This is a genomic window from Protofrankia sp. Cj5 (assembly GCF_917627405.1).
In the GTDB taxonomy this organism is placed as follows: domain Bacteria; phylum Actinomycetota; class Actinomycetes; order Frankiales; family Frankiaceae; genus Protofrankia.
The window spans coordinates 19,751-38,622 of record NZ_CAKJTO010000005.1 but is presented as its reverse complement, the minus strand read 5'-3'; the positions used below and the strand labels follow the sequence as shown (position 1 = coordinate 38,622).

Below are 18,872 nucleotides of genomic sequence, written 5' to 3'. Positions count from 1 at the left end.
CCACTCGGTGCGTTCTGCGCCCGGGTGGCGGCTGGGCTGCCCGCCACGGCGGGTGGGGTGCGCACCACCGGCACGCCCGAACGCCTGGTGCGCCGGATCGCGGTCTGCGGTGGTTCCGGCGGTGAGCTGATCGGCGCCGCCGCGCGCGCCGGAGCCGATGCGCTGGTGACCGCCGACGGACGGCACCACCACGTCCTGGACGCTGTCAACGCCTACGGCGTCGCCATCGTGGACGTGGCGCACTGGGCGAGCGAATGGCCGTGGTTGCGGGACGCCTCCGCCCGCCTGAGCGCCGGCCTGGCCATCCGAGGCCGTACGGTGAACATGACGGTTTCCAGCCTGGTCACCGACCCATGGCGATGGCACGCGGCCTCATCGTGGCCACCTGAACGCCCGGCGTCGGGAACCGTGCCGGGTACCGCCTGAAATACCGTGCCGGGCAGCCCCCCGCGCAAGCACGGTGAGCCGCGGGAGCGGCGAGCCGCGCACGCACACAGTGAGCCTGGTAAGCACAGTGAGGAGCACATGAAGGCCGACCACGCGACCCAGCTTCGCCTGCTGGCGGTGCAGGCGATCGACTCCAGCCTTGACCGGCTCGCCGCGCGGCGGCGGAACCTGCCCGAACTCGCCGAGATCGACAAGCTGAGTTCGCGGCTCAGCGCGTCCCATGACGACCTGGTGCGGGTCTCGACGGAGCTGCGGGATCTGGGCCGTTCGCAGCAGAAGCTGGACGATGAGGTCGATCTTGTGCGGGCGCGGGCCGCCCGGGACCAGAAACGTCTCGACTCCGGGCAGATCACCAGTTCCCGGGAGCTGGAAAATCTGCAGACGGAGATCGCCTCACTCGCTCGCCGGCAGAACGCCCTCGAGGACGAGACACTGGGCCTGATGGAGGTCATCGAGGGACTCCAGACCCGCGCGGGGGTGATCCGGGCTGATCAGGAGAGTCTCGAGGCCGAGCTGGCGACAGTCAGCGGCAGCCGGGATACCGCGTTCGCGGAGATTGATAATGAGACGGCGGCGCGTCGCCGTGAACGCGATGCCATCGTCGCGACCCTCCCCGCGGATCTGCTGGCACTCTACGAGCGCCTGCGTGTCTCCTCCGCCGGTGTGGGTGCGGCGCGTCTCGTCCGACGCCGGTGTGAGGGATGTCACCTGGAGCTGTCCGGCGCTGATCTGCGTGACGTTGCGGCGGCGGCACCGGACGAGGTCGTGCGTTGCGAGGAGTGCCGGCGCATCCTTGTCCGGACCGCTGAATCGGGTCTGTGAGCACCGGCGATGGGAGCAGATCATGAATGACCGTCCGTCGCACCGGCTTGTCGTCGAAGCCGACGGCGGATCGCGGGGTAATCCGGGCCCAGCCGGTTACGGCGCGCTTGTCCGGGACGCCGACACCGGTGAGGTGCTGGCCGAGCGGGCCGGGTCGATCGGCCGGGCGACCAACAACGTCGCCGAGTACCAGGGGCTGATCGCGGGCTTGCGGGCGGCGGCTGACATCGATCCGAACGCCGCCGTCGAAGTCCGGATGGACTCGAAACTCGTCGTCGAGCAGATGAGCGGACGATGGAAGATCAAACATCCGGCCATGCGCCCGCTGGCGATGGAGGCCGCGGATGTCGCGCTCGGCTTCTCGCAGGTCCGCTACGGCTGGATTCCGCGAGAGCGCAACGGCCATGCCGATCGGCTGGCGAACGAGGCTATGGACGCCGCCGCCCAGGGCCGCGCCTGGGAGCCAACGGAACCCCAGTCACCCGAGCCCACACCGCACCTGGCACCGACCACGAACCGGTTGTCCGGGTGGATGGCTCCGCCCGCGCCACCCACGACCACCGTGCTGTTGCGCCACGGCCAGACCCCGATGTCGGTGGAGAAACGCTTCAGCGGCACGGTGGACGTGGGGCTGACCGACATCGGCCACGCGCAGGCGGACGCCGCGGCGGGACGGTTGCGCGAGGTTGTGTTCGATGCGGTGTACTGCTCGCCACTGAAACGGGCCCGGCAGACCGCGGACGCTCTCGGCCGGGACTACATCGTTGACGACAACCTGCGCGAGACCGACTTCGGCGCCTGGGAGGGCATGACCTTCGGCGAGGTCCGTCGGCGTTTTCCCGAGGAGCTGAACGCGTGGCTGGCTGATCCGGCGGTGCCGCCGTCCGGTGGGGAGAGCATTCTGGACACGGTCCGGCGGGTCACCGCCGCCCGGGACCGCATCCTCGCCGCGCATCCGGGCGGGCGCATTCTCCTCGTCTCGCACGTGACGCCCATCAAGGCGTTGACGCAGCTGGCGCTTGACGCCACGCCCGCGGTGCTCTACCGGTTGCATCTGGACCTGGTGTCGATGTCGACGATCGACTGGTACTCGGACGGCCCGGCGGTGCTGCGCGGCTTCAACGACAGCATCCACGCCGCCCACTTGGTCGAGGCGGGCCAGTAAGTCGAGACGGTCAGTTGGTCGAGACGGGCCGGTTGGTCGAGACGGTCACCGCTTGTCGCGGCGGTACTGGTGCACCTCCCTGCGGACCCCGACCTGGCTGATCAGCCCGATCAGCAGGCCGATGACCAGACCGGCCGCAGCCGACGCCGCGAGCGCGCCGGCCACCGACATGTTCGGGAACGATCCGAACAGCCAGAGGTTGACCCGCGCGTTGTTCTTCAGGACGAACACGACCACGGCAATCGCGATCAACAGAACGGCCACGGTGATCGCGTACGTGGCGTAACCGACTCCTCTGCGCGGTGCCGCCGGTTCGGGCGCGGTGCCGGTGGGGGGCACGGTCGCGGTCGGGCTGGGCCCGGTGGGGGGCGGCACCGGTGGAACGTCGCCTGCGGGCGGTGCCGTCCCGGGAGGGGTGGCATCACTCTTCTTGCTGGGCTGATCCCCAGGGGTGGTCACGGCCGATCTCCGTTTCTTGTCACATGAGTTTCTTGTCACATGAGCGATCCGACAGTCTGTCTGTGTTGTCCCTGACACGCAGTATCCCCGGATGTGGTTGCAACACCAGGCGGGGCCGGGTTGCGATGTCATATGCTGAGGATCGTGGATGAGTCGGCCAGGCGGTCGCGTCGGTTCCGCTCCGGTGGAGCCGCCGAGGAACGTCCGGGCTCCACAGGGCGGGGTGGTGGGTAACACCCACCCGGGGTGACCCGCGGGACAGTGCCACAGAAAACAGACCGCCGGCATCCCTCGGATGCCGGTAAGGGTGAAACGGTGCGGTAAGAGCGCACCAGCGCCCGGGGCGACCCGGGCGGCTAGGTAAACCCCACCTGGAGCAAGGTCGAAAGGTTCCGGGGCCGCAAGGCCTGGGAACTGCGCAGGCGTTCGAGGGCTGCCCGCCCGAGCCTGCGGGTGGACCGCTGGAGGCTGTCGGTAACGCCAGCCCGAGATAGATGACCGCCGGCCGGGGCCGCAAGGCGCCCGGCCCACAGAACCCGGCGTACCGGCCGACTCATCCGCCCCACCGCCCCTGAGCTGGGCAGACAGCATTGGTTCACGAGACTGAAGGATGTGAATCTGATGCTGCGATAGAAGCATCAGATTCACATCCTTGAGAGCCGGCCGGGTCGTTGAAGTCTCCCTTTCCCCAGCTGGCGCCCGACGATCTGACGGTGCGACGGTCGCGTTACGAGCCCCCTTTGGGCGGGCCTGTCGACGGGCTGCGCCCTGATCCAGCCGAGATGAGCGACATCGGAGGCAACGCGGCACCTGCTGACAAGGTTTCCCTACGACGGGTGGGACAGAATCAGCGTCATGAGAACAGATCTTGCGACGGCCCTGGGTACCCAGGAGACCGCCAACCTCGAGTTCAAGCGGGAGGCCAAGGACCGTAACGCTATCCGCGAGGCGATCTGTGCTCTGGCCAACGATCTACCGGGACTGGGCGGCGGATGCCTGATCATCGGCGTCGACAAGTCTGGTAGGCCGGTCGAGCAGGTCGACACATCGGATCAGGCGCTGCTCGCTCTTACCAGCATCCGTGATGAGGGGAGGATTCTGGATCGGCCCTCGATCGTGGTGAGTCGCGCCATATTTCGGGGGCAACCGGTCGTCCAGATCGACGTGAGTGCGTCCCGGACCCCACCGGTCCGGTTCGACAACGTCGTCTGGGTGCGGCCGGGACCGTCAACCCGCAGGGCGACCCGCGACGACGAGCGGGTGCTCTCCGAGCGGCGGCGCTCCTTTGAAACTCCGTTCGATGTCCGTCCCATCACAGGCAGCACCACCGACGACCTCGATCTCGATCTTTTCCGGTCGGACTACCTACGCTCCGCGATCGACCCGTCGGTCCTGAACGAGAACGGTCGGCCGACCGAGCAGCATCTGGCGTCACTGCGACTCGCCGACATCAATGGCACCCCGACCGTCCTCGGTCTCCTCCTTGTCGGGCTGGACCCGAGCGCGCGAATTCCCGGCGCATACGTCCAGTTCATCCGGTACGAGGGGATTGATGTTGGTGGTGCCGTCTTGGATGAGCAGGAACTCCGGGTCAATGTCATCAACGCTGCGGAGCGGCTGGAGACCCTGTACAAGGGACACCTGCACACCCGACTGATCGAGGTGAGCGGGTTTCGCGAGGAGCCGAGGCCGGACTACCCGATCGAGGCGCTCCGAGAGGTGTGCATGAACGCGATCATGCACCGCAACTACGAGTCATCGAACGCGCCGGTCCGCGTTGCCTGGTTTGATGACAGGATCGAGGTGACCAATCCCGGCGGACCGTTCGGTCAGGTCCGGTCAGACAACTTCGACCGGGTCAACGACTATCGGAACCCCTCGCTTGCCGCCGCGATGAAGTCGCTGGGCTACGTCAACCAGTTCGGCCGCGGTATCGGGCGTATCCGGGCGTCATTGAGCCGGAACGGCAACCCCGAACCTGAGTTCATCGTCGATGACGCCTCGTGGACCGTGACCCTGAGGAGCGCCACGTGATCTCGGTGGCGCTGTTCAATAACAAGGGTGGTGTAGGGAAGACGACCCTCACCTATCACCTCGCGCACATGCTTCAGCGGCTCGGCAAGAATGTTCTTGCCGTGGACCTGGACCCCCAGTCGAACCTGACGGCAGCCTTTCTTGATGAAGAGAAACTCGAGCTGATCTGGCGGGAGCCCGACGAGTCGACATGGTCGGCCGGGCGGGGCGATGCCGACAGCGCTACCACAGTTGCCGCCGCTGTCAGGCCGATTATGGAAGGCACGGGGGACATTCGTCCGTGTGAGCCTGAACAGATCGCGGATGGGCTCTGGTTGCTTGCTGGTGACCTGACGTTGAGCGCTTTCGAGGATCGGTTGAGCGAATCCTGGCCCAAGGGCTTCACTGGAGACCCGGCAGCGCTGCGGACGACAACGGCGTTCCACCGGATTATTCAGGTTGCCGCTCGACAGGTCAGAGCCGATGTCGTACTCATCGATGTCGGCCCTAATCTCGGCGCAATCAATCGAGCGGCTCTGCTCGCTGCCGACACGGTGCTCGTTCCACTGGCGGCGGATCTGTTCTCCCTCCGGGGACTGCGAAATCTTGGACCGACCCTCCGGACGTGGCGGGCGACCTGGCACCACAAGGTACTCCCGGACCTCCCGCCGAGGATTGATGCACCGCCTGGCCGAATGACTCCCCTCGGTTACGTCATTATGCAGCCGACGATGCGTCTGGACCGCCCCGTCAAGGCATACCAACGATGGCTCGATCGCATTCCTCAGGTCTTCGCGTCGGACGTGCTAGGTGAACCGGAGGCGAAAACAAGCCTCGGATCGTATGAAATCGCAACGCTACGCAATTACCAGAGCCTGATGCCGCTCTCGCATGATGCGCGCAAGCCGATGTTCGACCTGAGAACCGCAGACGGCGCGCTGGGTAGTACCCAGACGCTTGTCAGCCGGTGCTACCACGACTTCCAGTCGCTCGCGACGACGCTCTTGCAGAGGCTGGACTCAGTGCAGGTCGAGAACTGACTCAGCTGGTTTGCTGAAGGTCACCGACTTCGGTATCACGAAAATCGTGGAGGGGCCGGCGACTACCGCGAGCGCGGTTATCGGCACTCCGCGGTATATGGCCCCCGAACAGATCCTCGGTGGCCGGCTGAGCCCGGCCACCGATCTGTACGCCCTGGGGGCGTCGCTGTATGAGCTGCTGGCCGGGACGCCACCGTTTGATCCGGCGCTGCCGGCCCCGGCACTTGTCCATCATCCGCCATCCAGGGCCTGCCGGCGCCAGGCGGCGCCTCGCGTCATCGCTCCCCGCACATCGCTTCGCGATGCACGGCTACCCCGGCTCGTCAGCCCCGGTGGAACACCGCTACCTGGGCCTTCTCCGCCTCACGATGCATCCGTCTGTCATCCGGCGCCCCCCGAACAACTTCCGGTGGCGACCACTTGCGGTCGGCGCTGGACGTTCATCCAGGATCTGCCGGTGCCAGCCGGCGCCTCGCGTCGTTGTCGTCAGCCCTGGTAGCACACCGCTACCGGGGCCTCCTCGCGCCTCGCGACGCATCCACCTGGCATCCGACAACCCCCGAAGGAGTTCCAGCGCCGACCGCTGAGCGTGACGCAAGTGGCGCGTCCCCGGCTGGAGCAGGCACGGCCTGCCGCACGACCAATATCACGCAACTTCAGACTAATGACTACGGAATGTCATCGGCCGTGTCGGCAGTATTATCACCCAGGGTAACCACAGTAGGTTTTACCTTTGTACTTGGTGCATTCCTTACCATTCTTTGTATGCCAGTAGTCTCCCTCTCTGTGTGCCTGGGTTGTCGGCTTACCGCTCACAAGCATCGGGGCGGTGGTCAGTGCGACGGTGGCGAGGAGCAGTGCCAGCGCCAGTGCCAGCGCCAGTGCCAGCCTCGGGGGCTGGCGGATTGACCAAAGCAAATTCTGCATTGATACCCCTTCTCGGGTATGAGAGAAATGGATGGAGGATTATTCAGCGCTCCCATCCTGGATGATCTGAATTATCCGTTGTCGCAGGTCGAGGCGTTGTTATAGATCTCGATGGAAAAGTTCTGCATAACCCTCCAGGTAGATGCAGCTCCATGGGCGTACGGTCGGTCGGCCGGCCGCTGGATCTCACAGTTAACAGGGTCGGCCGCGCACGCGCCACGAAATGAGCCGGAGGCGGCGGACTGAAAATGATACCCGTACCCGCCCGTGGCGCTGAGCTGCGCATATCCTTCAGAGCGGTTCCTCCGCAGCCCGGTGCGGTACCAGCGGGAGGCGTTAAAGGGTGGCCAGCCGGCTTACATTAAAAGAGACGGAGGATTGGCTGCTTCAGGCGGCGGGTGGTGGGCCGACTGTCCCGGCGGTACGTCGCCGAGCCTTCTGGATCAGACAACGGACAGTGACGAAGGTGGCGGCCGGATACAGGTAGAAGCCGACGATCTCCCCGTTCCTATCAGTACACCGCCGTAACTTAACGTAGTTGTTCATCCACGAGTGCGTGCGTTCGAACTGCGGGCGTGGGGGCAGTAACGCCGAGAACTGGTCCCACAACGGTTCGAATTCCCTGTATCGATCCATGATCGGCGCGTGTTTGTTGTTCGGTACGCTTTTTGGCCGGATAACCGTACGCGGCGACAAACACGCGCCGATCTTCGTTCTTTTACTGGTCTCAGTGGCCGCGTAGGATCCACTGGTCGTAGTCAAGCGCCTCGGTGCCGATCGTGGTGTCATCACCGTGGCCGGTGTGCACCACGGTCTCCGGCGGCAGCGTCAGCAGCCGGCCTCTGATCGAGTCCAGGATGGTCGGAAAGTCGGAGAACGACCGGCCGGTCGCCCCCGGGCCGCCACGGAAAAGGGTGTCGCCGCTGAACAGAACCGGTTCCCCGCCGATCACCCCGTACAGGCACACCCCGCCGGGGGAGTGCCCCGGAGTGTGCATGACGTGTAGCCAGCCGCCGCCGGCGATCGGGAGCCGCTGGCCGTCGGAGAGCTCGAGGTCGGGCAGGCGGTCCGGATAGACCGCCTGCCACAGCATCAGATCCGCCGGGCACAGGGCGATCGGAGCCTGGACCCGGGCGGCCAGTTCCACCGCCGCGTTGATGTGGTCGTTGTGCCCGTGTGTCGCGACGATCACTGACACGTGCCGGCCGTCGATCGCGGCGAGGATCACTGAAGGGTCGTGTGCGGCATCGATGACCAGCACCTCGGTGTCGTCCCCGAGTAGCCAGATGTTGTTGTCAACCGTGAAGCTCTGGCCGTCGATCAGGAAGTCCCCGCGGGTGATGATCCGATCGACCCGTACCCCGCCGTTTCTCGCCACACGTTCTCCGTCCCCGTCGCTGAGCGGCTGACCGCCGGGTAGCTGACTGTCGTCGCGCTGGCCGCGTGAACGCCCAGCCGCTCACGGGCCGGACCGGCCCATTCCGGTACTGACCGTACATCTCGATCAGAGCGTAACGACACTGCGCAGTACATCGCCACGCCGCATGCGGGTAAAGGCGTCCTCGACGTCGCCGAGACCTATGGTCTCGGTCACGAACCGGTCGAGGTCGAGCCGGCCGGCTCGATACAGATCGATCAGGATGGGGAAGTCCCGGCTGGGCAGACAGTCGCCGTACCAGGACGTTTTCAGCGAGCCACCGCGACTGAATATCTCGATCATGGGCAGCTCAAGAGACATGGCCGGTTCGGGGACACCGACGAGGACGAGCCGTCCGGCGAGGTCCCGGGCGAAGAACGCCTGGCGGTAGGTCTCCGGCCGGCCGACCGCCTCGATGACCACGTCTGCGCCGTTACCGTCAGTCAACGCTCGGATCGCCTCCACGGGATCGAGGCCGCCTGCGTCGATGGTGTGGGTCGCACCGAACCCGCGGGCCCACTCCAGCTTGCGCGGGTCGATGTCCACCGCGATGATCCGTCGCGCACCGGCGATGGCCGCGCCCGCGATGGCCGCGTCCCCGACACCTCCGCAGCCGAAGACCGCGACGGTTTCCCCCCGGGTGATCTCGCCGGTGTTGACCGCCGCGCCGAACCCGGCCATCACCCCACAGCCGATCAGCCCGGCCACCTCCGGGCGCGCCGCTGGATCGATCTTCACGCACTGGGCGGCGGCCACCAGGGTCGCTTCGGCGAAGGCGCCGATACCCAGCGCCGGCGACAGCGGCGTCCCGTCCACCAGCGTCATGGGCTGGGCGGCATTGCGGGAGTCGAAGCAGTACCACGGGCGGCCCCGCAGGCAGGACCGGCAGGCCCCGCAGGGCGCCCGCCAAGCGATCACGACGTAGTCGCCGGCCGTGACCGAGGTGACCCCCTCGCCCACGGCGTCGACGACTCCGGCGGCCTCGTGACCGAGCAGGAAGGGATAATCGTCGCTGACAGCACCCTCGCGGTAATGCAGATCGGTGTGACAGATACCGCATGCCTGGACGCGCACCCGCGCCTCACCCGGCCCGGGATCGGGAACGATGATCTCGGTCAGGACGACGGGAGCGCCCTTTGCCAGGGAGACCACACCAGGAACTGTTACCCAACCCATCGCGGCGCTCCCGTCATCGTCGACCGTCAGGCACTGTCGGCCAGACACCGGGTGCGGCGGTCCGGTAGCCGCGGCGGTCCGGTAGCGTTTGCCACCAGCCGAATCACTCCGGGCCTCAGCATGGCCGGAAAACGGTGTGATCGTAGCTCGTCCTGCGCCGTCGGGTGTCCCAGGCAGCCAGGTCACGGACGGGTGTGGGGCGGGCACGGGCCTGAACCCGCCCGCGATGTCCGGCGCTCGCCGCGCCGACGTGACCTACCCGGCGTCGTGGGTCACCTCAAGTATCGGTACGCTCCTGACGGTCCGCTTCTGCTCTTCGTGCACGGATCCGCAAATATCTCCTGTGGCCTGAGGGTGCGCCGAGGATGAACGATCGCGCGCCCTCAGGCTGACCAGAAGGAGCAGGTCCCTTGACATGACCGCCGACGCCTCGCCGATGCCGACCCAGGTGCGTTCCCCCTACGGGGGGGTGACCGTCGGGGATCCGGCCCTGTCTGCCGATGGACGGCTCGACGGTGCCGACGTCGTGCACAGCTCAGGTGGGGCAGGCGAGCTGGGTCCCACGGGACGTCCGTTGCCGGCCTTTCCCAAGCCTCCTCCGGTGGTCACTCACGGTGCCGCCTGGGTGGTCGCCATGTGCAACCAGAAGGGCGGCGTCGGTAAGACGACCAGCACGATCAATCTCGGCGCGGCGCTCGCCGAGTACGGCCGCCGGACCCTGCTGGTCGACTTCGACCCGCAGGGGGCGCTGTCGGTCGGCCTCGGAATCAACCCGATGGTGCTGGAACGCACCGTCCACGATCTCCTCGTGGGTGGCGAAGCCGAGATGGGCGAGGTGATAGTCCCCACTCAGGTTGATGGTCTGGATCTGCTCCCCAGCAATATCGATCTGTCGGCCGCGGAGATGTTGCTGGTCACCGAGGTTGGTCGTGAGCACACGCTCGCGCGCGCGCTGGCGTCGGTCCGCTCCGAATACGATGTGATCCTTATTGACTGCCAGCCGTCGCTCGGTCTACTGACCGTGAACGCGCTGACCGCGGCCGACGCGGTCATCGTGCCGCTGGAGTGCGAGTATTTCGCCCTCCGCGGTGTCGCCCTGCTGCTGGACACCATCGACAAGGTGCGTGACCGGCTGAATCCACGCCTGGAGCTCGCGGGCATCCTTGCCACCATGTACGACGCCCGCACGCTGCACGCCCGGGAGGTGCTGGCGAGGGTCGTCGAACGGTTCCCGGACGAGGTCTTTCACACGGTGATCAGCCGTACCGTGCGCTTCCCGGAGACCACCGTCGCCGGTGAGCCGATCACGACCTACGCGCCCACATCGGTTGGAGCGGACGGATACCGGCGGCTGGCCCGCGAGCTGATCGCCAGGCATACGGCGCCGCCGGTGGCACAGCGCTAGGGATATACCCTGGGGACACACCCTGGCACCACGTAGCCGTAGCTTGTTCGGGAAGCGGATAAGGGACCTGTAGAGGCGTGCTGTTCCACCTGGCCGAACCCGCGGCGCTTCTGGGGATCGTTCTTGCGCTCCTCATCGGGATCTACGCACATGACGCGGCGCAGGTCGTGGTCGCGAGGTTGCTCCAGGACCCCGGGCCGATGCGGTCCGGCCGGCTGACGGCGTCGGTGAAACACCATGTCAGCCCTTTCAGCGCGGTGGCCATGATTATCGCCGGTGTCGGCTGGAGCGAGCCGATAGCCATGAACGACCTACGTCGCGGGCGACGGTTCCACGTCGCGGCGGCGCTGCTGGCCGGGCCGCTGGCCTATCTGCTGCTCACGTTCGGCGCACTCGTCGGTTTCACGTTCGTGCCCCAGTCGCTTGTCGTCATCGAGGGCAGCCGGATCGTGGAGCTCGCCGGTGTGGGCGACTTCCTCGGGAAACTGGTGCTGTGGCTGGCGGTCACATTCGCGTCGCTGTTCATTGTAAGCCTCATCCCGGTCCCGCCCGCCGACGGTGGGCGGGTGCTGTTCGGACTCGGCCCGCAGTCACCGAGCTGGCACAGGGCCGAGTACCAGCTCCGTGAGAACAACGTCGGAATCCTCATCCTGCTGGCGCTCATCCTGCTGCCGACGTTGTTTCCCGGTTTCCCCTCGGTCGTGGACCAGCTGGTTCTTCCGTTGCTCGACGGCCTGGGCGGCATTATCAACCTCCGTCTTCGTTGACACGTTGCGCCGGCCTCACACCTTGCGTGGGCCTCGTGCGTCGCTGGTTGGCCGAACGGGTGTGGCGCTGCCGGCCCGCCCGGTCGGTGCGGCTGGCCAGCCCGGCTGGTCGGTGCGGCTGCCTGAGCCGGCGGTAGCGTCCAGGCATGGCGCGGATCAGAACATCCCCTCATCGGGATGCGTCCGTGGCTGCCGGGGCCGCCGAGCCCGTGGCGCCGACCGGACGGGGCCGCGGCGGTAGTGCCTTCGTGGTCGAGCTCGCGAATTTCACCGGTCCTTTCGATCTGCTGCTTTCCTTGATCGCTAAGCATAAGATGGACGTGACCGAGGTTGCGCTTTCCCAGGTCACCGATGAGTTCGTGGCGCACATCCGCCGCCTGGGCGCGGGCTTCGACCTCGGGCAGGCCACCGAGTTTCTGGTGATCGCGGCAACCCTCCTGGATCTCAAGGCGGCCAGGCTGCTGCCCGGGGCGATCTCCGAGGACGAGGCGGAGAACCTTGCCCTCCTCGAGGCCAGAGACCTGCTGTTCGCCCGGCTGTTGCAGTACAAGGCGTACAAGGAGGCATCGGCCCTCTTCACCGGGCTGATGACGCTGGAGGCCCGGCATCTGCCCCGGGCCGTCGCGCTGGAACCGCGGTACGCGCAGGCGCTGCCAGAGGTGCAGATCGGCATCGGGCCGGCCGAACTCGCCCGCCTCGCGGCCAGACTGCGAGAACCGCCGTTGCCTCCGCAGGTCGCGACCGATCACGTCCACCTGCCGCGGATCAACATCCGCGAGCATATGCTTGCGGTGATCGAAAAATTGCGAGAGGTGGGCAGCGCCTCCTTCGGGCTGCTGTGTGCCGGCTGCCAGCAGACGATCGAGGTGGTCGCGCGTTTCCTCGCCCTGCTCGAGCTCTTCCGGGAGGGACGGATCGCGTTTGCGCAGGAGGTGCCGCTGGGGGAGCTGATCGTCCGATGGGTGGCTGACGCCGAACCCGATGAGCTGGGGCGGGCGTCCGGCAGCTCCGGTGGCGGCCGCGTCGCCGACCACCTCGCCGGGAGCGGAGGCGCCGGCAACGCGGCTGGCACCGAGGCGGCTGGCCCGACCACGGCCGGCCCGACCACGGCTGATCTGGATGCGGCTGACCTGAACGCCGGCCAGCGTAGGAAGCGAGGAACACGACAACGATGACAGCGGATGTCCACCTGGCCGCCGCGCACGAAACCGCGGAGCGCCAGCAGCCCTTGCTGGCCGAGCCGAGCGGGGCCGAGGCGGTGGCCCGCCCGCCGCTGCCCGCGCTCGTCGAGGCGATCCTGATGGTCGCGGAGAACCCGGTCCCGGTTACGGAGATCGCCGTGAGCCTCGACGTCCCCCACGCGGAGGTCGAGCGTGTCATTGCCGGGCTGGCCCGCGGTTACGTCGAGCAGGGCCGGGGCTTCAGCCTCCGTGACGTCGGTGGCGGCTGGCGTTTCTACACCAGCGATGAGTGCGCGCCCTGGGTCGAGCGGTTCGTGCTCGCCGGGCAGAGCCCGAAACTGTCCCAGGCGGCGCTGGAGACGCTGGCGATCGTCGCCTACCAGCAGCCGGTGAGCCGTGGGCGGATCTCCGCGGTGCGGGGTGTGTCCGCCGACGGTGTGATCCGTACGCTGACCACCCGCCGGCTCGTGGAGGAGGCGGGCAGCGACCCGGAGAGCGGGGCGACGCTCTACCGGACGACTGCCTACTTCCTGGAACGGATGGGTCTGCGCCACCTCGACGAACTGCCTCCGCTCGCCCCGCTGCTGCCCGGCATCGCCGACGTGGATGACATTGTCGGCTCATGACATTCTGGGCTCATGACAACCGGTGACGTGAATACCGAGGGCGTCCGGCTGCAGAAGGTTCTCGCGGCGGCGGGGCTCGGGTCCCGGCGGCACAGCGAGGAGCTGATCGCCGCGGGCCGCGTGCGGGTGGACGGCCGGGTCGTCGAGGCGCAGGGCCTTCGGGTCGACCCGCAGACCGCGGTCATCGAGGTCGACGGCGCACGGGTCGTGACCAAGGCGGGCCTGGTTCACCTCGCGTTGAACAAGCCGGTCGGGGTGCTGTCGGCGATGTCGGACGACCGGGGCCGACCGACCGTCGCGGACCTGGTGACCGACCACGCCCCCGGCCTGTTCCACGTCGGGCGGCTCGACGCCGACAGCGAGGGCCTGCTGCTGGTCACCAATGACGGGGAGCTGGCACATCGGCTGGCGCATCCGTCGTTCGGTGTCGCCAAGACCTACCTGGTCGAGGTGAGTGGGCCGGTCGGTCGGGACGTGCCGCGCCGGCTGCGGGCGGGGGTCACCCTCACGGATGGGATGGTGACCGTGGACGCCGTGCGGATCGTGAGCTCGGCCGGGCCGCGGGTCATGCTTGAGATCACGTTGCACGAGGGGCGTAAGCACGTCGTGCGTCGCCTGATGGACGCCGTGGGCCACCCGGTGCGCCGGCTGGTGCGGACCCGGATCGGGCCGGTGTATCTCGGCTCGCTGCGGGCCGGCCGGACCCGGCACCTTTCCCAGGCGGAGGTCGGCGCGCTCTACCACGAGGTCGCGCTGTGACGCGGATGTCGCCATGACTGCCGTCACAATCAGTTCCGTGCAGGCCGGGAACGCCTCCCGTGCCTGTCGCGCCTGCCGTGCCTCCCGTGTTCGGCTGGCTGGTGGCGCGCGTTTGGGCAAGCCGGCTGTCTGGCTCCCTGGCCGAAGGACGACTTCCGGAACACACCGTAGGGTGGCGCGGTGACTGTCGCGCCCGCCACACCGGGATTCCCGCCCCCCGGACCGCCGCCGGGCCGGGTCGGTGTGGTGGGGGCCGGCCTGATCGGCACCAGTATCGGGCTGGCGCTGGGCGTCCACGGCATCGAGGTCCTGCTGGCCGATATCGATCCTGAACAGATCAAGATCGCCGAGGCCATGGGTGCCGGTCAGCCATGGCACGGTGAGCCCGTGGGGCATGCGGTCATCGCGGTTCCTCCGCACGCTGTCGCCGGTGAGCTACGGAAGGTGCAGCGGGCGGGGCTCGCCGAGACGGTCAGTGATGTCGCGAGCGTGAAGGCCCGGCCGATCGTCGAGGCCGTCCAGGCTGGATGCGATCTGTCGATGTGGTGCCCCGCGCACCCGATCGCCGGGCGTGAGCGCGGCGGCGCGGCCTCGGCCCGTGCTGACCTGTTCGCCGAGCGAGCCTGGGTCGTCTGCCCGGTGCCGCACACCTCACCTGCCGCCTTGGCCGCCACGATCGCGATCGCGCGGGCGTGCGGTGCCACACCGGTGCGCGCGACGCCCGACCGTCATGACACGGCGATGGCTGTCCTGTCCCACCTGCCGCAGGTGGTCGCGAGCCTGCTGGCCGCCGCCACCCCCGACCTCGACGCAGGCGAGCTGGCTCTTGCGGGCCAGGGGTTCCGGGACGCCACCCGCTTGGCCGACAGCGATCCCAGCCTGTGGTCGTCGATTCTGGAGGGCAACCGCGGGCCCGTCGCTGTCCGGGCCAGGCTGCTCAGCGAAAAGCTCGCCAGGTTGGCCGAGGTGCTCGACCGGGGTGGTGAACAGGAGGTTATCGAGGTTGTCCGCGGGCTCATGGCGGCTGGAAACACCGGCCGGGCGCTTTTGCCGCGCAAGGCCAGCGCGGCGATGCGGCCGTTGGCCTGGGCCTGGGTCGGAGTGGTGCTTGCGGACCGGCCCGGTCAGCTAGGCGAGCTGTTTGCGACGATCGGCGGCTGGGAGATCAATATTGAGGATATCGCCGCGTTTGAGCACAATCTCGACGCTCCGGCCGGCATTGTGGAGATCGCTGTTTCGCCCGATATCGTGGGTACGCTGCTGGATCGGCTTGCCGCCGCCGGCTGGACCGCCTATCGCAGGTCGTGAACGCCATCCTTCGTGGGTGGGCGGCCCCGAGTAGCCTGATCCGGGCTGACCACATCGGCCTTGACCTGGCCGGCGGCTTGGGTGACGACCTGGGCCGGCTGGGCTGGCTGGGTCGGCTGGGCCGGTTTCACCGTGTCGGTTGCTGACGGTTTTCTGATGTAGTCGGGTTACTGTGTGTACGCGGATTCCACCTATGCGCGGTTTTCGTGTGTGCACGGTCTTGTGCGTAATTGTCGCGTCTGGACGGAGGAAGCGGTGGAGCAGGACCGCGGTTCCCGTGAGTCAGTGGGCGTAACGGCCACTGACAATCAGGAAGTGTCCACGGGCGGCGAAGGCCGCTGCACCGGGCACAGTCAGGTATTGACGTCCGAGGGATTGTCCGAGGGATTGGTCGTAGCCGTCGACGGGCCGGGAGGCTCCGGCAAGAGCACCGTCGCCAGGGAGATCGCCCGACGGCTGGGCCTGCGCTATCTCGACACCGGCGCGATGTACCGGGCGGTGACACAGGTCGCCTTGGAGAGCAGGATCGACCTTGAAGATCACAGCGCTGTGGGGGAACTGGCCGAACGGGTGGTGCTGGCTGTCGGTACCAGTCCGGACAGTCCCACGATCGCGGTGAACGGCGAAGCCGTGGAGGACAAGATCCGCGGCAGGGCGGTCACGAACGCGGTGAGCGCGGTTGCCGCGGTGCCGGCGGTCCGGCGTCTTCTCGTCGCTCGCCAGCGGCAGATCATCGCGGCGTCCCCGACGGGCATCGTGGTAGAAGGCCGTGACATAGGTTCGGTCGTTGCTCCGCAGGCTCCGGTCAAGGTGTTCCTGACGGCCTCGACCGAGGTCCGGGCGTTGCGGCGGTCGCATCAGCTCGGGGAGAAGGGCATCGACGACGTGGCCCGTACCCTCGCTGAGCTCGATCGCCGGGATGCGCTGGACTCGACGCGTGCCGCGGATCCGCTGGCTGTCCCCGAGGATGCGATCATGCTCGACTCGACCAGCCTGTCCATTGAGGCTGTTGTGGACGAGGTTCTGCTGCACTGCGAACGGGTAACGGCCGACGCGTCATGACCGCCGAAAGCCCCGACGCCATGGAAGCGGGCGCCGGGCAGCCTCCGGCGCGCGTGCCGCGGCGCGGGGCGGCGTCCAGGCCCTACCGCGGCGTCGCGCACAGGGTGCTCAAGCCACCGGTGCGGTTTGTCCTGAACCAGATCGTCATGCGGGTGACCCTCCAGGGACTTGAGCACGTGCCGGCGACCGGCCCGGTGATCTTTGCGGGAAACCACAGCAGTCTGCTGGACGGCCCGCTGGTCGTCATCGAATCACCACGTACGGTACGCTGCCTGGTGAAGTCCGAAATGTACGGCGGCATACTTGGTATGCTGCTGACCATTGCCGGCCAGATCCCGGTCGACCGTGGCCGGCCGGATCGGGCCGCCCTGCACACCGCGCTTGACGAGTTGGGGCGCGGCGGAGTCATCGGGGTGTTTCCGGAGGGCACCCGGGGAACGGGCGAGCTGGAGACGGTGCAGCACGGTATCGCCTATCTTGCTGTTCACGGACGGTGCCCGGTGTTGCCGGTCGCATGTATCGACACCGCTCGGGCCCTGCCGAAGGGTGCCCGGTGGCCCAGGCGTTCCGTGCCCACCCGGGTGGTGTTCGGGCGTCCGTTCGACGTGGTGGTTCCGGCGAACCCGCGATCACGCCGAGCGTTGGCGGCCGTGGCGGAGGACATCCGGTTGCGGATCGCCGACCATCTCGTGCGGGCTCGCCTGCCCAGCTGATCGTGACGTGCTCGGCTCCCGCGTCGAGGCCGCCGGGAAGCCGCAGCCGGGAAGCCACCGCGGGGGCTGTCACCGGCATGACCGAGCGGCTGTGGTCACGGCGGTACCGGAACGATGGCGAACAGACATGACAAACAGAGACGAGGACGTTGTGGGTGTGGCTTCGCAGCTACCGCAGGACGAGGCCGAGCACCCGCTCGGTGGCACCGAGCGGCAGCCCGTGCTGGCGATTGTCGGCCGCCCCAACGTCGGCAAGTCGACGCTGGTGAACCGGATCCTGGGCCGACGGGCCGCGGTCGTCGAAGACATCCCGGGCGTGACCCGCGACCGGGTCGCCTATGACGCGACCTGGAGTGGGCGGCGTTTCGTCGTCGTCGACACCGGTGGTTGGGAGCCGGACGCGCGTGGGCTTGCCGCCCGCGTCGCCGAGCAGGCGCGCGTCGCCCTGGACACAGCCGACGCGGTGCTGTTCGTGGTCGATACCACGGTGGGCGCAACCGACGCGGATGAAGCTGTCGCGCGCGTGCTGCAGCGTTCGGGGCTGCCCGTCGTCCTCGCGGCGAACAAGGTCGACGACGCCCGGACGGAAGCGGACGCGGCCGCGCTGTGGAGCCTCGGGCTTGGCGAGCCGCATCCTGTCTCATCCCTGCACGGCCGTGGCAGCGGCGATCTGCTCGACGCCGTGCTCGCGGCTCTCCCCGCGGCCCCGCGGGAGCGCTTCGAGGAGGTGACCGGCCCACGGCGGGTAGCGCTGCTGGGCCGGCCGAACGTGGGGAAGTCCAGCCTGCTCAACCGGCTCGCCGGGACGGAGCGCTCCCTGGTGCACGAGGTCGCCGGTACCACCCGCGATCCAGTCGACGAGCTGGTGACCGTCGGGGGCGAGGTGTGGAAGTTCGTGGACACCGCCGGTCTGCGGCGCCGGGTACGGGAGGCGACCGGAGCGGAGTACTACTCCTCGCTGCGCACCGCGGCGGCGCTGGAAGCCGCTGAGGTCGCGATCGTCCTGCTGGATGCCGGCGAGCCACTGACCGAGCAGGATCAACGGGTGATCACCATGGTGGTCGACGCCGGGCGGGCGCTGGTGCTGGCGTTCAACAAGTGGGACCTGCTTGACGAGGACCGTCGCCTCACTCTGGAACGTGAGATCATCCGAGACCTCGGCCGGGTTGCCTGGGCGCCGAGGGTGAACGTGTCGGCGATGACCGGCCGCGCGGTCGACCGGCTCGCGCCAGCCCTGCGGTCCGCCCTGGAGTCATGGGGGACGCGTATCTCCACCGGCCGGCTCAACACCTGGCTCGGCGAGGTCGTGGCGGCCACCCCGCCGCCGTCGAGGGGCGGGCGGCTGCCCCGGGTGCTGTTCGCGACGCAGGCCGGTGTGCGGCCGCCCCGGTTCGTCATCTTCTCGACGGGATTCCTGGAACCGGCTTACCGTCGTTTCCTGGAGCGGCGGCTGCGCGAGGACTTCGGTTTCGCCGGAACTCCGATCGAGATCTCTATCCGGGTGCGCGAGCGAGGTGAGAAGCGCCAGTGACGATCAGCACACCGACGGGTCGGCCCACATCAGACCGACCGGCAACAGGTGCGT

Annotated in this window: 18 protein-coding genes, 1 other RNA gene and 1 pseudogene; 16 read left to right on the top strand and 4 right to left on the bottom strand. The window is 67.9% G+C overall.

The genetic code is table 11. The features are described from left to right. The 3 genes from MJ777_RS02660 to MJ777_RS02650 all read left to right on the top strand — a co-directional run. Positions 1–426, top strand: a 426-nt coding sequence (locus MJ777_RS02660) for a Nif3-like dinuclear metal center hexameric protein (RefSeq protein ID WP_239372878.1), incomplete at its 5' end; no start/stop codon positions are given. A 99-nt stretch (positions 427–525) separates the two neighbouring features. Further along, complete coding sequence (locus tag MJ777_RS02655; protein WP_239311617.1) at positions 526–1,269, top strand: zinc ribbon domain-containing protein; 744 nt, start codon at positions 526–528, stop codon at positions 1,267–1,269. A 22-nt stretch (positions 1,270–1,291) separates the two neighbouring features. Then, positions 1,292–2,434 (top strand): bifunctional RNase H/acid phosphatase, encoded by a 1,143-nt coding sequence (locus MJ777_RS02650; protein WP_239372876.1) that lies wholly within the window; start codon positions 1,292–1,294, stop codon positions 2,432–2,434. A gap of 45 nt (positions 2,435–2,479) precedes the next feature. Here the strand turns inward: MJ777_RS02650 and MJ777_RS02645 are convergent, their stop codons facing one another. Continuing rightward, positions 2,480–2,893 carry a lipopolysaccharide assembly protein LapA domain-containing protein gene (locus tag MJ777_RS02645; RefSeq protein ID WP_239372874.1) on the bottom strand — a complete coding sequence of 138 codons (414 nt, stop codon included), beginning with the start codon at positions 2,891–2,893 and terminating at the stop codon, positions 2,480–2,482. 149 nt (positions 2,894–3,042) lie between these two features. Here MJ777_RS02645 and rnpB point away from each other — a divergent pair. The 4 genes from rnpB (at position 3,043) to MJ777_RS22965 (ending at position 6,445) form a co-directional block, all read left to right on the top strand. Then, positions 3,043–3,453: RNase P RNA component class A (rnpB, locus tag MJ777_RS02640), an RNA gene on the top strand. A 295-nt stretch (positions 3,454–3,748) separates the two neighbouring features. Then, positions 3,749–4,927: an ATP-binding protein gene (locus MJ777_RS02635; RefSeq protein WP_239372872.1), complete on the top strand. Its 1,179-nt coding sequence runs from the start codon at positions 3,749–3,751 to the stop codon at positions 4,925–4,927. Next, on the top strand, positions 4,924–5,946 hold the full coding sequence (locus MJ777_RS02630) for a ParA family protein (protein WP_239372870.1): 1,023 nt from the start codon (positions 4,924–4,926) through the stop codon (positions 5,944–5,946). The genes MJ777_RS02635 and MJ777_RS02630 overlap by 4 nt, the downstream gene beginning before the upstream one ends. A gap of 46 nt (positions 5,947–5,992) precedes the next feature. Next, the gene (locus MJ777_RS22965; RefSeq protein ID WP_370651526.1) at positions 5,993–6,445 is read left to right on the top strand and encodes a hypothetical protein; all 453 of its coding nucleotides are present in this window, start codon (positions 5,993–5,995) and stop codon (positions 6,443–6,445) included. Between the two features lie 789 nt (positions 6,446–7,234). On the opposite strand, the pseudogene MJ777_RS02620 reads toward MJ777_RS22965, so the two are convergent. The 3 genes and pseudogenes from MJ777_RS02620 to MJ777_RS02610 form a co-directional block, all read right to left on the bottom strand. Continuing rightward, positions 7,235–7,437 (bottom strand): annotated as a pseudogene (locus MJ777_RS02620) (IS5/IS1182 family transposase); the annotation flags it as partial. Positions 7,438–7,600: 163 nt separating this feature from the next. After that, entirely contained in the window at positions 7,601–8,251 is a 651-nt protein-coding gene (locus MJ777_RS02615) for an MBL fold metallo-hydrolase (RefSeq protein WP_239346379.1), read from the bottom strand. Positions 8,252–8,377: 126 nt separating this feature from the next. After that, positions 8,378–9,466: an S-(hydroxymethyl)mycothiol dehydrogenase gene (locus tag MJ777_RS02610; RefSeq protein WP_239309590.1), complete on the bottom strand. Its 1,089-nt coding sequence runs from the start codon at positions 9,464–9,466 to the stop codon at positions 8,378–8,380. Between the two features lie 415 nt (positions 9,467–9,881). Between MJ777_RS02610 and MJ777_RS02605 the strand changes: the two genes are divergently transcribed. From MJ777_RS02605 to der, 9 genes are all read left to right on the top strand, one after another. After that, entirely contained in the window at positions 9,882–10,871 is a 990-nt protein-coding gene (locus tag MJ777_RS02605; protein ID WP_239309592.1) for a ParA family protein, read from the top strand. Positions 10,872–10,948: 77 nt separating this feature from the next. Next, the gene (locus MJ777_RS02600; protein ID WP_239346381.1) at positions 10,949–11,638 is read left to right on the top strand and encodes a Zn-dependent membrane protease; all 690 of its coding nucleotides are present in this window, start codon (positions 10,949–10,951) and stop codon (positions 11,636–11,638) included. Between the two features lie 146 nt (positions 11,639–11,784). Further along, on the top strand, positions 11,785–12,813 hold the full coding sequence (locus MJ777_RS02595; protein WP_370652626.1) for a ScpA family protein: 1,029 nt from the start codon (positions 11,785–11,787) through the stop codon (positions 12,811–12,813). Next, on the top strand, positions 12,810–13,445 hold the full coding sequence (locus MJ777_RS02590; protein ID WP_239372867.1) for an SMC-Scp complex subunit ScpB: 636 nt from the start codon (positions 12,810–12,812) through the stop codon (positions 13,443–13,445). The genes MJ777_RS02595 and MJ777_RS02590 overlap by 4 nt, the downstream gene beginning before the upstream one ends. 12 nt (positions 13,446–13,457) lie before the next feature. Next, entirely contained in the window at positions 13,458–14,204 is a 747-nt protein-coding gene (locus tag MJ777_RS02585; RefSeq protein WP_239372865.1) for a pseudouridine synthase, read from the top strand. 180 nt (positions 14,205–14,384) lie between these two features. Beyond that, positions 14,385–15,512, top strand: a complete 1,128-nt coding sequence (locus MJ777_RS02580) for a prephenate dehydrogenase (RefSeq protein WP_239372863.1) — start codon at positions 14,385–14,387, stop codon at positions 15,510–15,512. A gap of 255 nt (positions 15,513–15,767) precedes the next feature. Further along, on the top strand, positions 15,768–16,574 hold the full coding sequence (gene cmk, locus MJ777_RS02575) for a (d)CMP kinase (protein WP_239309603.1): 807 nt from the start codon (positions 15,768–15,770) through the stop codon (positions 16,572–16,574). After that, entirely contained in the window at positions 16,544–17,287 is a 744-nt protein-coding gene (locus MJ777_RS02570) for a lysophospholipid acyltransferase family protein (protein WP_370652632.1), read from the top strand. The genes cmk and MJ777_RS02570 overlap by 31 nt, the downstream gene beginning before the upstream one ends. Before the next feature lie 127 nt (positions 17,288–17,414). After that, the gene (gene der, locus MJ777_RS02565; RefSeq protein WP_239309605.1) at positions 17,415–18,818 is read left to right on the top strand and encodes a ribosome biogenesis GTPase Der; all 1,404 of its coding nucleotides are present in this window, start codon (positions 17,415–17,417) and stop codon (positions 18,816–18,818) included. Positions 18,819–18,872 lie beyond the last annotated feature (54 nt).

Bases quoted from the DNA above. Each gene is read 5' to 3' on its own strand.
- MJ777_RS02655 (WP_239311617.1), top strand. From the start codon at position 526: ATGAAGGCCGACCACGCGACCCAGCTTCGCCTGCTGGCGGTGCAGGCG.
- MJ777_RS02650 (WP_239372876.1), top strand. From the start codon at position 1,292: ATGAATGACCGTCCGTCGCACCGGCTTGTCGTCGAAGCCGACGGCGGA.
- MJ777_RS02635 (WP_239372872.1), top strand. From the start codon at position 3,749: ATGAGAACAGATCTTGCGACGGCCCTGGGTACCCAGGAGACCGCCAAC.
- MJ777_RS02610 (WP_239309590.1), bottom strand. From the start codon at position 9,466: ATGGGTTGGGTAACAGTTCCTGGTGTGGTCTCCCTGGCAAAGGGCGCT.
- MJ777_RS02605 (WP_239309592.1), top strand. From the start codon at position 9,882: ATGACCGCCGACGCCTCGCCGATGCCGACCCAGGTGCGTTCCCCCTAC.
- MJ777_RS02595 (WP_370652626.1), top strand. From the start codon at position 11,785: ATGGCGCGGATCAGAACATCCCCTCATCGGGATGCGTCCGTGGCTGCC.
- MJ777_RS02590 (WP_239372867.1), top strand. From the start codon at position 12,810: ATGACAGCGGATGTCCACCTGGCCGCCGCGCACGAAACCGCGGAGCGC.
- MJ777_RS02585 (WP_239372865.1), top strand. From the start codon at position 13,458: ATGACAACCGGTGACGTGAATACCGAGGGCGTCCGGCTGCAGAAGGTT.
- der (WP_239309605.1), top strand. From the start codon at position 17,415: ATGACAAACAGAGACGAGGACGTTGTGGGTGTGGCTTCGCAGCTACCG.